10 protein-coding genes are annotated in these 13,157 nt (G+C 69.5%); 1 reads left to right on the top strand and 9 read right to left on the bottom strand.

Annotated elements, in window-relative coordinates:
* Position 1 precedes the first annotated feature (1 nt).
* From J0695_RS00050 to J0695_RS00010, 9 genes are all read right to left on the bottom strand, one after another.
* Positions 2-1,213: a phosphoglycerate kinase gene (locus J0695_RS00050; protein WP_206958714.1), complete on the bottom strand. Its 1,212-nt coding sequence runs from the start codon at positions 1,211-1,213 to the stop codon at positions 2-4.
* Between the two features lie 130 nt (positions 1,214-1,343).
* Positions 1,344-2,354, bottom strand: coding sequence for a type I glyceraldehyde-3-phosphate dehydrogenase (gene gap, locus J0695_RS00045; protein ID WP_206958712.1), 1,011 nt, complete (start codon positions 2,352-2,354; stop codon positions 1,344-1,346).
* 204 nt (positions 2,355-2,558) lie between these two features.
* The gene (locus J0695_RS00040) at positions 2,559-5,507 is read right to left on the bottom strand and encodes a M14 family metallopeptidase (protein WP_206958696.1); all 2,949 of its coding nucleotides are present in this window, start codon (positions 5,505-5,507) and stop codon (positions 2,559-2,561) included.
* A gap of 210 nt (positions 5,508-5,717) precedes the next feature.
* Positions 5,718-6,707: a DNA-binding protein WhiA gene (gene whiA, locus J0695_RS00035; protein WP_206958689.1), complete on the bottom strand. Its 990-nt coding sequence runs from the start codon at positions 6,705-6,707 to the stop codon at positions 5,718-5,720.
* Positions 6,698-7,720 carry a gluconeogenesis factor YvcK family protein gene (locus tag J0695_RS00030; protein ID WP_242552002.1) on the bottom strand — a complete coding sequence of 341 codons (1,023 nt, stop codon included), beginning with the start codon at positions 7,718-7,720 and terminating at the stop codon, positions 6,698-6,700. Before J0695_RS00030 ends, whiA begins: the two co-directional genes overlap by 10 nt.
* 8 nt (positions 7,721-7,728) lie before the next feature.
* Entirely contained in the window at positions 7,729-8,736 is a 1,008-nt protein-coding gene (gene rapZ, locus J0695_RS00025; RefSeq protein WP_242551999.1) for an RNase adapter RapZ, read from the bottom strand.
* On the bottom strand, positions 8,726-10,735 hold the full coding sequence (gene uvrC, locus J0695_RS00020; RefSeq protein WP_206958681.1) for an excinuclease ABC subunit UvrC: 2,010 nt from the start codon (positions 10,733-10,735) through the stop codon (positions 8,726-8,728). The genes rapZ and uvrC overlap by 11 nt, the downstream gene beginning before the upstream one ends.
* 65 nt (positions 10,736-10,800) lie before the next feature.
* Positions 10,801-11,586 carry a hypothetical protein gene (locus J0695_RS00015; protein WP_206958680.1) on the bottom strand — a complete coding sequence of 262 codons (786 nt, stop codon included), beginning with the start codon at positions 11,584-11,586 and terminating at the stop codon, positions 10,801-10,803.
* Positions 11,587-11,591: 5 nt separating this feature from the next.
* Positions 11,592-12,176, bottom strand: coding sequence for a papain-like cysteine protease family protein (locus tag J0695_RS00010; RefSeq protein ID WP_206958679.1), 585 nt, complete (start codon positions 12,174-12,176; stop codon positions 11,592-11,594).
* Between the two features lie 216 nt (positions 12,177-12,392).
* Between J0695_RS00010 and J0695_RS00005 the strand changes: the two genes are divergently transcribed.
* On the top strand, positions 12,393-13,157 hold a 765-nt coding region (locus J0695_RS00005; RefSeq protein ID WP_206958678.1), incomplete at its 3' end, for a hypothetical protein.

Genomic DNA, 13,157 nt, shown 5'->3' with positions numbered 1-13,157 from the left:
GTCAGCCCTCCAGGGCGGCGAGGCCGGGAAGCGTCTTGCCCTCGAGGTACTCGAGGCTCGCGCCGCCACCGGTCGAAATGTGGCCGAAAGCGTTCTCGTCGAAGCCCAGGATGCGGACCGCGGCGGCGGAGTCGCCACCGCCGACGACGGTGAACGCCGGGGAGTCGAGGAGCGCCTGGGCAACGGCCCTGGTGCCCTCGGCGTAGTCGGGGTGCTCGAAGACGCCCATCGGACCGTTCCAGAAGACGGTTTCCGCGTCGGCGAGCTTCGAGGCGTACAGCTTGCGGGTCTCGGGACCGATGTCCAGACCCATCTGGCCGGCCGGGACGGCGTCCGCGGCGACGGTGCCGGGGTTGGCCGGGGCCTTGGTCTTGAGGTCGGGGAACTCCGCGGCGACCAGGATGTCGACGGGGAGCACGAACTCCACACCCTTGGCCTTGGCGCGCTCCAGGTACTCCTGCACCTTCGGGACCTGGTCCTCCTGCAGCAGCGAGGTGCCGACCTCGTGGCCCTGGGCCTTGAGGAAGGTGTACGCCATGCCGCCGCCGATCAGGATCCGGTCGGCCTTGTCCAGGAGGTGGTCGATGACCCCGAGCTTGTCGGAGACCTTGGCGCCGCCGAGGACGACCGCGTACGGGCGCTCGACCTCCGAGGTGAGCTTCTTCAGGACGCCGACCTCGGTGGCGATGAGGTAGCCGGCGTAGTGGGGCAGCCGAGCCGGGAGGTCGACGACGGAAGCGTGCTTACGGTGCACGGCGCCGAAGCCGTCGCCTACGTACACGTCGGCGAGGGCGGCCAGCCGGTCCGCGAACTCACCGCGCTCGACGTCGTCCTTGGACGTCTCGCCGGCGTTGAAGCGCAGGTTCTCGATGACCGCGACCTGGCCGGGCTCAAGACCGTTCACCGCGTCGTGCGCGGCAGGGCCGACCGTGTCCTGTGCGAACGCGACCGGCTTGCCGAGGAGTTCGGCGAGGCGCTCCGCTGCGGGCAGCAGCGAGAACGCCGGGTCCGGGGCGCCCTTGGGACGGCCCAGGTGGGAGGCGACGATCACCTTCGCGTCCGCGTCCACGAGCGCCTTGATGGTGGGCAGAACGGCGCGGATGCGGCCGTCGTCGGTGATGAGGGCGCCGTCCAGCGGCACGTTGAGGTCGGCGCGGACGAATACCCGCTTGCCCGCGACCCCTTCGGCGAGAAGTTCGTCGATCGTCTTCATGAATAGGGCTCCTCGTGAGGCCATGTCACGTGCAACAACAACTCGTACAACACGTGCAGAAGGGCCCGGGCGGCGCCACATTGCGCCTGCCCGAGCCCTGCTGCTCACATCTTGGTGCTCTCGCCGCTGATTAGAGCTGGCCGCCGACGAAGACGGTCAGGTCGACCAGACGGTTGGAGTAGCCCCACTCGTTGTCGTACCAGCCGAGGATCTTCACCGACGTACCGTCCTGAACCATGGTCAGGGAGGAGTCGAAGGTGCAGGACGACGGGTCGCCCACGATGTCCGAGGACACGATCGGGTCCTCGGTGTACGTGAGGAAACCCTTGAGGTCGCCGTCCTCGGAGGCCTTCTTGAAAACGGCGTTGACCTCGTCCTTGGTGACCTCGCGCGCCACCGTCACGACCAGGTCGGTGACCGAGCCGGTCGGAACCGGGACGCGGATCGCCATGCCGTCGAGCTTGCCCTTGAGCTGCGGGAGGACCAGAGCGGTGGCCTTGGCGGCACCGGTCGTGGTCGGGATGATGTTCTCGGCTGCGGCGCGGGCGCGGCGCAGGTCCGAGTGCGGGTAGTCCAGGATGCGCTGGTCGTTGGTGTACGCGTGGACCGTCGTCATCAGGCCCTTGACCAGACCGAAGTTCTCGTCGAGAACCTTGGCCATCGGCGCCACACAGTTGGTGGTGCAGGAGGCGTTGGAGATGACGTGGTGGTTGGCCGCGTCGTACTTCTCGTTGTTGACGCCCATCACGATCGTGATGTCCTCGTCCTTGGCCGGAGCCGAGATGAGGACCTTCTTGGCGCCACCCGCGATGTGCTTCTCGGCGTCGGCCTTCTTGGTGAAGAAGCCGGTCGACTCGATGACGATGTCGACACCCAGCTGACCCCAGGGGATCTCGGCCGGATTGCGCTCGGAGAGCACCTTGATGGTCTTGCCGTCGACGGTGATGGTGTCGTCGGTGTGCGTCACCTCGGCCTTGAGGCGGCCCAGAATGGTGTCGTACTTCAGCAGATGGGCGGTGGTCGCAGTGTCACCCAGGTCGTTGACAGCCACGATCTCGATGTCCGCACCCTGTTCAAGGAGCGCGCGGAAGTAGTTGCGCCCGATGCGGCCAAAGCCGTTGATGCCTACGCGGATCGTCACGAACCGATCTCCTCGTTGGTACGCCGGTTTTTGACTGCCGGCGAGTTGTATGGGATGTCCCCGACCGCCTCCGACCCTACCTCTCCAATGGCCACAGGGTGACATCGAGCGGGTCCGTATGGGGGCCGCGAACGGCACGGCGACCCGTACCCACCAGTAGGGTTACGGGCCGCCGTGGCGGTCAGGGACCTTGGTCCCGATGTGTCACCGCAGTGTTGTCAGCGCTTTTCCTATGAGTTTCGCGCGGTCCGCCGCGCTCGGTACGTGCTCCAGGCCGAAGCCGAGAAGCACGGTGTCGCGCGTGGTGACCGCTCCGTACGTCTTGAAGAGCTCGCCGGTGCGGGCCCAGTTGTTGGTGACGGGCGGGCTGCCCGCGGGCGGGGCCGCGGCGGTCCAGGCGCCCAGGGAGGTCTCGAAGCCCTCGGTCTCGGTGGCCTGGCCGCCGATGACGACCGAGGCGTTGTCGGCGAGGACTCCGTGGCCGCCGGTGCCGGGGTCGGTGATGTAGCTGAGGGAGACCTCGATCTTCTTGCCCGCGTACGCGCTGAGGTCGAAGGAGACCGGCTGCCAGCCTTCGGAGGCGCCGGTGAAGGCGTTCCAGGTGCCGCTGGTGCCGGTCGCCGTGCAGCCGGTGGAGGCCTGCGTCAGATAGCGCTTGAGGGCGGGGTGCTCCTTGATGTAGAAGCCGGCCTCGCACTCGGCGGGAACGGCGGTGCTGGTGGCGCCGCCCTTCTCCGGCAGGGTGGTCCAGTCCTCGGCCCCTGTCGTGTGGGCTTCGAGCACCGCGTTGTCGTAGCCGGGCTCGGTGTCCCACAGCAGCTGGAACGTGAGAGTGGGCACGTCGGCGGCGGCGACCCCGGTGAGGTCGATGGTGTGGGTGAGGCGCTTCCATGCGTCGTCGGTGTGGATCGCGGCGGCCATCCCGGTGCCCTCGTAGGGGCCGTAGGGGTTGACCGTGCCGACGTACTGGCCCGCTCCCGCGCTCTTGAACTGCGGGTACGTGGCGATGGGCAGGTTGTCGGAGGTGATGCTGTACGAGCCTGCCGCGTCCAGCGGGTTGCCGGGGGCGCCGGCGAGCGCACCGGTGTAGCCGTTGAGGCCGCCGGAGCCGGTGAAGGCGGTGGCGCCCGGCGACGACGTGCGCGAGTAGGCGCCGAGGTAGTACTGGCTGAAGTCGTTGGTGCGGGTGCCGCCGATGTCGACGGAACCGCCCGCCTGTTCGCCCGCCTCGACGAGCTTGCCGCCCTCGTTGAGGAAGTCGCGCAGGGCGAGCTGGGTGGCGAGGCCGGGGCGCGGGACGCCGGTGTAGTGGACGACGTTGCGGAAGTGGTCGAGCACACCGAGCGCGTCGGGCACGCCCTGGGTCGCCACGTCCCAGACCAGGGGCTTCTTGCCGTTGGCCTTCAGCGCGTCGACGTACGCCTGGGACTGCTGGGCGGCCGCGCCCTCCTCGGCGACGACGAGCGTGTCGGCCCTGGGGATCGAGGCCACGGTGTACGTGAAGTGCTCGCTGGAGGTGCGCTTCCCGTGGGCGGTGCGACCGGTGTACCAGACCTCGACCTTGTCGCCCGGGTTCGCGTTCTCCACGGTGGCGCGGTACTCGTCGAAGTAGAGGTTGTCGTCGCCTCCGTAGGTCTCTCCGCCCTTCCAGGCCTTGAGGTCCTCATCGTGTGTACGGCCGCCGTTGATGCGGTAGTTGAGCTCCTTGTCGCGTACGGACTTGCGGACGACCACGGAGACCTTCTGGTCGGCGCCGCGCGCGTAGGAGGTGGTGAAGGCCGCCGGGGTGAAGTCGGCGGCGTTCAGACCGACCGAGGACGACGGCTGGTCGGGGTGGGCGGCCGTCTCGGCGACGGAGAGCGCGAAGGGGATGTTCTTCGCGAACTCGTCCTGGATCAGCTTCTCGTCGTCCGGGTAGGTGAAGACCGACTCGCAGTCCTCGGGCTTCCAGGCGTCGTTGGGGTCGATGGCCGAAGCCGTCTGGCAGGTGCTCATCTCAGGGGTGAACATCGCCACGCCGTTGACGTTGCCCGCGTGTCCGTCGGCCTCACCGTTGGTGGTGTAGAGCTCGGAGGAGACCTGCGGGTGGTAGCCGGGGATGGCCGAGTTCTCGGGGGTGCCTGCGAGCTCCTTGTAGAGCACGTCGTCGGGGGTGGGGGTGGCCACCTGCCAGCCGACTCCGTACAGCAGGAGCTCTGCGGCGGAGTGGTAGTTGATGGCGTACCTGAACCCGACGCGCTTCTCGAAGGCGTCGAGCGCCTTGGTCTCGGGCTCGGAGGCGGGGCTCGTGCCGCGGTAGGTCTCGTTGGCGGGACTGGGGGACGAACCCTCGTCGTCGTAACCCCACTTGTAGGCGAAGTTACGGTTGAGGTCGACGCCGTCGCCGGTGGCGATCGTGCCGTCGCCGTTGTTGTCGTGCAGGTTCTTGCGCCACTGGCGGTCGCCGTCGGCCTTGAAGGTGTAGTCGTAGCCGTCGGGGTTGGCGGAGAGGACGAACCACAGCTCGGTGGAGTCGACGATCTTCGTGATCTGCTTGTTCTTGCCGTAGTTGTCCAGGTAGTAGTGCATCAGCCGCCGGGTCATCTCCGGGGTGATCCACTCACGCGCGTGCTGGTTCGACATGTACAGCACGGCGGGCTTGGAGCCGTCCTTGGTCTTCTTCGCACCCTTGGAGAGCTTGAGCGCGAGGATGTCCTGGCCCTGGACGGTCTTGCCGATGGAGACGACCTTGGTCAGGTTCGGATTGGCCTGGCCGGTCTTGACGATCTCCTCCTGGAGATTGCCCTTTCCGCTGTACGGGCGGAAGACGCCGTCCCCCGCGGCCTCCTGCGCCTTCAGCGCCTTCGCCGAGACCTTGTGCTCGGTGAGGTCGACGCCCTTGTTCTCGAGCTGCCCGGCCTGTTTGTCGGTGAGGTAGACCTCCACCTCGGCCTTGCCCTGCTTCGGGGCCTGTTGGCTCAGCTCCTGGCCGTCCTGACCGGCCGCGAGCAGCAGGGGTATCTGTTCCTTGGTGACCTGGGCATGGAACACCTTGATGGCGTCGGACCCCGGATCGGGTGTCTTCGCCCCACTGGCCTGGGCGACGGGTGCGGCCGCCAGACCGGCTATCAGCAGTGAAGCCGCGGCGAGGATCGATCTCGCTCTGCGTCTCATGAGCCCCCCTTGCTGTTGTCTGCCACGTGAGTGGAATGACGCCAGGCTGGTGACACCTCATGATCATGTCAAGGGGGCGTAAAAGGGTACGCAACCGGAACCCAGAGAACCGCTGCCGGGTCCCCGTGGGGGCCCGGCAGCGGTCGGCGGAAAGGGAGGGGGTGGTTCAGGTCCGGCTCAGGTCCGGTTCAGGTCCGGTTCAGGCCCTGCTCAGCCGACGAGGCTGTCGTCCAGCTCCTCGCTGAGGTTGGACTCCGTCCCCGGAATCCCCAGGTCCTGGGCCCGCTTGTCGGCCATGGCGAGCAGACGGCGGATACGGCCCGCGACCGCGTCCTTGGTCAGCGGCGGGTCGGCGAGCGCGCCCAGCTCCTCCAGCGAGGCCTGCTTGTGCTCCATGCGCAGCCGGCCCGCGGCGGCCAGGTGCTCGGGCACCTCGTCGGCGAGGATTTCCAGCGCGCGCTGGACCCGGGCGCCCGCGGCGACCGCGGCACGTGCCGAGCGGCGCAGGTTGGCGTCGTCGAAGTTGGCGAGGCGGTTGGCCGTGGCGCGGACCTCGCGGCGCATCCGCCGCTCCTCCCAGGCCAGTACCGAATCGTGCGCGCCGAGCCGGGTCAGCAGGGCGCCGATCGCGTCCCCGTCCCGTACGACCACGCGGTCGACGCCGCGCACCTCGCGCGCCTTGGACGCGATCTGCAGCCTGCGGGCCGCACCGACCAGGGCGAGCGCGGCCTCGGGTCCCGGGCAGGTCACCTCCAGGGAGGAGGAGCGGCCGGGCTCGGTGAGCGAGCCATGGGCGAGGAAGGCCCCGCGCCAGGCCGCCTCGGCGTCGCAGGTGGCCCCCGAGACCACCTGCGGCGGGAGACCCCTGATGGGGCGCCCGCGGCCGTCCACGAGCCCCGTCTGGCGGGCCAGCTGGTCGCCGCCCGCCACGACCCGTACGACAAAACGAGAACCCCGGCGCAGACCGCCGGGTGCCATCACAATCAGCTCCGAGCTGTGCCCGAAGATTTCCAGAATGTCCCGCTTGAGCCTGCGCGCCGCCATCGCGGTGTCCAGCTCCGCCTCGATCACAATCCGGCCGCTCACCAAGTGGAGACCGCCCGCGAACCGAAGAATCGCCGAGACCTCCGCCTTCCTGCAGCAGGTCCGGGTGACGGGAAGCCGGGAAATTTCGTCCTTCACCGCTGCCGTCATCGCCATGGGCCGATCCTTCCATGCATCCGAAAAATACGGTCGTACGCGGCGGCCAGCAGCTCCGGGTCATGTGTCGCCGAGCTGCCGGGCGATGCCACCGGCGCCAGCTCGACCGTCGCCCCGAGCCGTTTTGCGGCTTCGGTCAGGCTCTCCCGGTCTCGCACGGCGGCCTGATCGGCCAACACCACGTCGAAGGCGAGTTTAGGGGCGTGTCGGGCCAAAACCTCCAAATGACGCTGCGGTGAGAAGCCATCGGTTTCTCCGGGTTGTGGCGCGAGGTTGAGCGAAAGGACCTTCCGGGCCTTCGTCACGGTGAGCGCGTCGAGCAGTTCCGGCACCAGGAGGTGCGGGATCACGGAGGAGAACCAGGACCCGGGACCGAGCACCACCCAGTCCGCGTCGAGGACCGCGGCGACGGCCTCCGGGACGGCCGGCGGATCACTCGGGACAAGGTGGACGGACTGGACCTCGCCCGGGGTGAGGGCGACGGTGGCCTGGCCACGGACGGTGTCCACGTCGTCGGGGCGGTCCGGGTCGTGGCCCCGTACGAGAGCCTCCAGCTCCAGCGGGACCGCGGACATGGGCAGCACCCTGCCGTGCGCGCCGAGCAGCTTGCCGACCAGATCCAGGGCCTGGACGTGGTCGCCGAGCTGCTCCCAGAGGGCCACGATGAGAAGGTTTCCGACCGCGTGTTCGTGCAGGTCACCCTTGGACTCGAAGCGGTGCTGGATGACGCGGGACCAGGTCTGGCCCCAGTCGTCGTCGCCGCAGAGCGCGGCGAGGGCCTTGCGGAGGTCGCCCGGCGGGAGAACGCCGAGCTCGTCGCGCAGGCGCCCGCTGGAGCCGCCGTCGTCGGCGACGGTGACCACGGCGGTGAGGTCACCGGTGATCCGGCGCAGCGCGGTGAGCGAGGCGGACAGGCCCATGCCGCCGCCGAGGGCGACGGTCTTGGGCTGGGCGCCCCGCTTGTGGTTCTGTCGGTTCAGCCGGTTCAGCCGGTTCAGCCGGTTCAGCCGCAGGGACGACTTCACTCGCGCCCCATGTCGCGGTGGACGATCACCGTCTCCACCCCGGCGGCGGCGAGCCGCTTGGCGAGCTTCTCGGAGGTGGCGACCGAGCGGTGCTTGCCGCCGGTGCAGCCGACCGCGATGGTGACGTACCGCTTGCCCTCGCGGCGGTAGCCCGCGGCGATCAGCTGGAGCAGCTCGGTGTAGCGGTCGAGGAACTCCTTGGCGCCTGGCTGGTTGAAGACGTAGTTGGAGACCTCTTCGTTCAGTCCGGTGAAGGGGCGCAGCTCCGGGACCCAGTGCGGGTTGGGGAGGAAGCGCATGTCGACGACGAGGTCGGCGTCGACCGGCAGGCCGTACTTGAAGCCGAAGGACATCACGGTGGCCCGCAGCTCGGGCTCCTCGTCGCCCGCGAACTGGGCGTCCATCTTGGCGCGCAGCTCATGGACGTTGAGCGAGGAGGTGTCGATCACCAGGTCGGCGTCGCCGCGCAGCTCGCGCAGCAGATCACGCTCGGCGGCGATCCCGTCGACGATGCGGCCGTCGCCCTGGAGGGGGTGCGGGCGCCGTACGGATTCGAACCTGCGGACGAGGGCGTCGTCGGAGGACTCGAGGAAGACGATCCTGCGGGTGACGTGCTTGGCCGCGAGGTCCGCGAGGGATTCGCGCAGATTGTCGAAGAAGCGGCGGCCACGGACGTCGACGACGACGGCGATACGGGCCACGTTGCCCTGCGAGCGGGCGCCGAGCTCGACCATGGTGGGGATCAGGGCGGGCGGCAGGTTGTCGACGACGAACCAGCCGAGGTCCTCCAGGCACTTCGCCGCGGTGGACCGTCCCGCGCCCGACATCCCGGAGATGATCACCAACTCGGGGATGGCCGGTTCGGCGGCCTCGATGGCCGGCGTGGCGCTGCCCGTACTCACGTCTGCTCCGTCCTGTTCTTGCTCTTGCTCTTGCTCCTGCTGGTGCTCTTGCTCCTGATCCTGTTCCTGCTGGTGCTCAAGTTCTTGATCGTCACTGCTCATGTGTGCTGCCCCCGTCGTCTTCCATGATCTCTCCTGTTGCCGTGTTCACGGCGGGTGCGGCCGGAGCCGCCTGGGCGAGTGCCGCGGCCACGGTCTCGGCCGTCTTGCGGCCTATCCCGGGAACATCGCAGATCTGGTCAATTGTGGCCTGTTTCAGCTTCTTCACCGAGCCGAAGTGCTTGATGAGGGCCTGCTTGCGCGTTTCGCCCAGGCCGGGGACGGCGTCCAGCGGGCCCGCCTTGAAGCGCTTGGCCCGCTTGGCGCGCTGGTAGGTGATGGCGAAGCGGTGAGCCTCGTCACGTACCCGCTGGAGGAGGTAGAGGCCTTCGCTGGAGCGCGGCAGGACGACCGGGTCGTCGTCGCCGGGGAGCCAGACCTCTTCGAGGCGCTTGGCGAGGCCGCAGATGGCGATGTCGTCGATCCCCAGCTCGTCCAGGGCGCGCTGGGCGGCGGCGACCTGGGGCTGGCCGCCGTCGACCACCAGGAGCTGGGGCGGGTAGGCGAAGCGCTTGGGGCGGCCGTCGTCCCCGGCGGGGGATTCCGGTTCGGTGGACGCGTCCGGGGCCGGCGCGTCCTGCTCCGTCCACTCCCCCGTCTGCTCCTTCTCGGAGAGATAGCGCCGGAAGCGGCGGGTGATGACCTCGTGCATCGAGCGGACGTCGTCCTGGCCCTCGAAGCTCTTGATCTGGAAGCGGCGGTACTCGCTCTTGCGGGCCAGGCCGTCCTCGAAGACCACCATCGAGGCCACCACGTCGTCGCCCTGCAGATGGGAGATGTCGTAGCACTCGATGCGCAGCGGCGCCGAGTCCAGGTCCAGCGCCTCGGCGATCTCCTCCAGGGCGCGCGAGCGCGTGGTGAGGTCCGACGCGCGCTTGGTCTTGTGCAGGATCAGGGTCTGCTGCGCGTTGCGCTGGACCGTCGCCATCAGGTCCTTCTTGTCGCCGCGCTGCGGGATACGGAGCGACACGTTCGAGCCACGGCGTTCGGCGAGCCAGGCCGCGACGGCCGTCTCCTGCTCGGGGAGCGCGGGGACCAGGACCTCCTTGGGAACGGCGTCGCCCTTCTCCTCGCCGTACAGCTGCTGCAGCGCGTGCTCGACGAGGCCCGCGGTGTCGACGGCCTCGACCTTGTCCGTCACCCAGCCGCGCTGGCCGCGGACCCGGCCCCCGCGGACATGGAAGATCTGGACAGCGGCTTCCAGCTCGTCCTCGGCGACGGCGATCAGGTCCGCGTCGGTGGCGTCGTTGAAGACGACGGCGTTCTTCTCCAGGGCGCGCCTGAGGGCCTCGATGTCGTCGCGCAGACGGCCGGCCTTCTCGTACTCCATCTCCTCCGCCGCCTCGCGCATCTGCTGCTCCAGGCGGCGGATGTACGTACCCGTGCGGCCGGCCATGAAGTCGCAGAATTCCTCGGCCAGTTCGCGGTGCTCCTCGGGGGTGACACGGCCGACGCAGGGGGCCGAGCACTTGCCGATGTAGCCGAGGAGGCAGGGGCGGCCGATCTGGGCGGAGCGCTTGAAGACCCCGGCCGAGCAGGTGCGGACGGGGAAGACGCGGAGCATCAGGTCGACGGTCTCGCGGATCGCCCAGGCGTGGCCGTACGGACCGAAGTAGCGCACGCCCTTCTTCTTGGGTCCGCGCATCACCTGGACGCGGGGGAATTCCTCGTTGAGCGTCACCGCGAGGGACGGATAGCTCTTGTCGTCGCGGTACTTGACGTTGAAGCGCGGGTCGAACTCCTTGATCCAGGAGTACTCCAGCTGCAGCGCCTCGACCTCGGTGGAGACCACCGTCCACTCGACCGAGGCTGCCGTCGTGACCATCGTGCGCGTACGCGGATGGAGATTGGCCAGATCCTGGAAGTACGACGAGAGGCGCGGGCGGAGGCTTTTCGCCTTGCCCACGTAGATCACCCGGTGGTGTTCGTCGCGGAATTTGTAGACCCCCGGCGAGTCGGGGATCTGTCCCGGCTTCGGGCGGTAACTGGAGGGGTCGGCCATGGTGGACAGCCTACTGGCGGGGGCTGACAGTGGGGCCCGCCCGGGGAGGCGGGCGGGCCCCGGGATCAGCGGCGGCGCAGGCGCACGGCCGCGGTGGTGAGGGCCAGCAGGACGGCTCCCGCGGCTCCCGCGGCGGCGGGGTCGAGGGCGGAGTCGTCCTTGGCGGGCGGGGCGGCCTGTGCGGCCTCGGTTCCGCTCGCGGCCTGCGGTGCGCCGTAGCCGCCCGCCTTGCCGGACTTGGCGTAGGCGGAGCCCGGGAGCTTGTCCCCGTAGGCCTTCCGCACCTGGCGCTGGTAGGCGGTGAGGGTGGTGCCTCCGGCGCCGACCGCCCGTACCGCGTCCTCGTCCAGGGGCAGGACCCTGGCGCCCTTCTGTACGTACCAGGCGTCGGCCTGCGGCTCCCGGAAGACCGTGCCGCCGGGGAGCCTGCGGGCGCCTGCCGCGCTGTAGCGGGTCTCGTCGTCGCCTGAGGCGATGTTCACCACCTGCCAGGAGGAGCCCTGCCGCGCGGTCCACAGGGACGCCTTCCGGCCGTCGGACGAGACCGCCGTACTGGCCATGAAGTCCAGGCGGGCGACCGCGGCGCCGGGGCGGCCCGCGACGAAGTCCGGGGCGAGGGTGTAGACGGGGACGGCCCTTCCCTCGATGTGCGGGGCGGCCGCGGCAGCCGCGACCTTGCCGTCGCGGGCGAAGTAGCGGGAGAGGGTGGTGAGGGTGGCGGGGGCGGTGGCCGCTTCGTGGGCGGCCTTCTCGTCCGGGGCCGGGGTGTCGGCCGACGCGTGCGGGGCCGCGAGCAGGAGGAGCGTGGTCGCGGAGCCGGCGAGGACCGACCGGCAGAGACGTCCGTTCATCGGTGTCACGCCCCGATCCGGTAGAGGGAGTGGGTCCAGGAGAACTCGTTGTTGTTCACGTACCAGGCGTGCGAGGCCCAGTTGTAGCGGTCGTTGGAGGGCCAGGGGTCGCCCCAGTAGACCCAGCTGTTCGCCGGGTCGTAGCCGTACAGGACGTGCATATGGCCGCCGCCGCTCGACCACTGGATGCGTGTCTCGACCGGGCGGTTGGCGTCGATCTCGCTCTGGACCGTGGTGTAGCGGAGCCAGCCGGTGACATACGAACCGGCGTTGATGCCCGCCCAGTCGAGACCGTTCTGGACGTCGCCGAGACTGGCCTGGGAGTTGGGGCAGTCGTAGCCCTGCTGACGGCCGAACGCCGCGTTGCAGAACTGGTTCTGGGAGTAGGTGCGGCCGAACCAGGTGGCGATGGTGTTGCCGCTCGCGGCCCAGCACCAGTTGGTCTTCTGCTGGGACTGCATGGTGATGTTCAGGCGTTTGGCGGCCGCGGCGGGGGCGGTCTGGTCGGCCGAGGCCGCCGTCGCCGGTGCGGCGAAGACGGCCGCGGCCAGCAGGGCGGCTGCGGACAGCCATCTCTTCTTGTTGCGCATCGCGTTCCTCCCGAGGCGGGGGGTGGGTTGGAGGAGCGCGTCCGGACGCTGCTGAGGAGCATCGATGGTTGTCGGGTTCAGGTCAACACGCTTCAATGCGGGGTGGCACGGCGCTGTGAACAGTGCGGGTGGAGTGTGAACGGCCCTTGCCGGTACGGTCGGTCGCCCGGCGGCGCCGCCACGCTCCCGTTGTGAACGTTCACCTGAGGAGTCCGGATGGGACACCCCGAGGCCGATCTCGCGCAGATGCTGCACACCGGGCCCTTCCATCTGGCCCTGCGCGCGGCGATCGCGGTGCGCGGGCTGCCCCTGCAGCGCGTACAGAACCGGCTCGCGAGTCGTGGCATCAAGGTCGGCGTGACCAGCCTGAGTTACTGGCAGCAGGGCGCACGCCGCCCCCAGCGGCCCGAGTCGCTGCGGGCCGTGCGCGCGCTGGAGGACGTACTGGAGCTGCCGGGCGAGTCTCTGCTGCGGCTCCTGGGCGCGGAGAGCGCGCGGGCGGAGGTCGAGCGGCCCGCCACCCGCTCCTACCGGTCGCTGGTCGAGTCGTCGGGGGCCGTCGAGCGGCTGCTCGGCGAGCTGGAACTGCCGGCCGACGGTGGGCTGCACACCGTGGGGCATCACGAGCGGGTACGGATCGGGGCGGGGCGTGAGCTCCGGGGGCGCGATTCGGAGCATGTCGTACGCGCCCACCGCGACGGCATCGACCGCTATCTGGCCATCCACCGCGGCGATCCGGGGTGCGACCCGGCGGGCGTGGTGGTGCGCGCCGGGGAGAACTGCAGGACCGGTCGGGTCCGTTGGGAGCGCGAGAGCGGGGTTGTGGTGGCGGAGCTGCTCTTCGACGCGCGGCTGCGCGCCGGGGACACCTATCTCTTCGGGTACGGCTTCGAGGACGGGACCGGGGGCGTGAGCGGCGAGTACGTACGGGGGTTCAGCTTCGGGGGCGGGCAGTACGTACTGCAGGTGCGGTTCGACGAG

The sequence above is a fragment of the Streptomyces beijiangensis genome, from assembly GCF_017315755.1.
GTDB lineage: Bacteria > Actinomycetota > Actinomycetes > Streptomycetales > Streptomycetaceae > Streptomyces > Streptomyces beijiangensis.
Note: the sequence above shows the minus strand (reverse complement) of the source record. Positions and strands in the feature narration are given on the sequence as shown.

Bases quoted from the DNA above. Each gene is read 5' to 3' on its own strand.
- J0695_RS00050 (WP_206958714.1), bottom strand. From the start codon at position 1,213: ATGAAGACGATCGACGAACTTCTCGCCGAAGGGGTCGCGGGCAAGCGG.
- J0695_RS00040 (WP_206958696.1), bottom strand. From the start codon at position 5,507: ATGAGACGCAGAGCGAGATCGATCCTCGCCGCGGCTTCACTGCTGATA.
- whiA (WP_206958689.1), bottom strand. From the start codon at position 6,707: ATGGCGATGACGGCAGCGGTGAAGGACGAAATTTCCCGGCTTCCCGTC.
- rapZ (WP_242551999.1), bottom strand. From the start codon at position 8,736: ATGAGCAGTGACGATCAAGAACTTGAGCACCAGCAGGAACAGGATCAG.
- uvrC (WP_206958681.1), bottom strand. From the start codon at position 10,735: ATGGCCGACCCCTCCAGTTACCGCCCGAAGCCGGGACAGATCCCCGAC.
- J0695_RS00015 (WP_206958680.1), bottom strand. From the start codon at position 11,586: ATGAACGGACGTCTCTGCCGGTCGGTCCTCGCCGGCTCCGCGACCACG.
- J0695_RS00010 (WP_206958679.1), bottom strand. From the start codon at position 12,176: ATGCGCAACAAGAAGAGATGGCTGTCCGCAGCCGCCCTGCTGGCCGCG.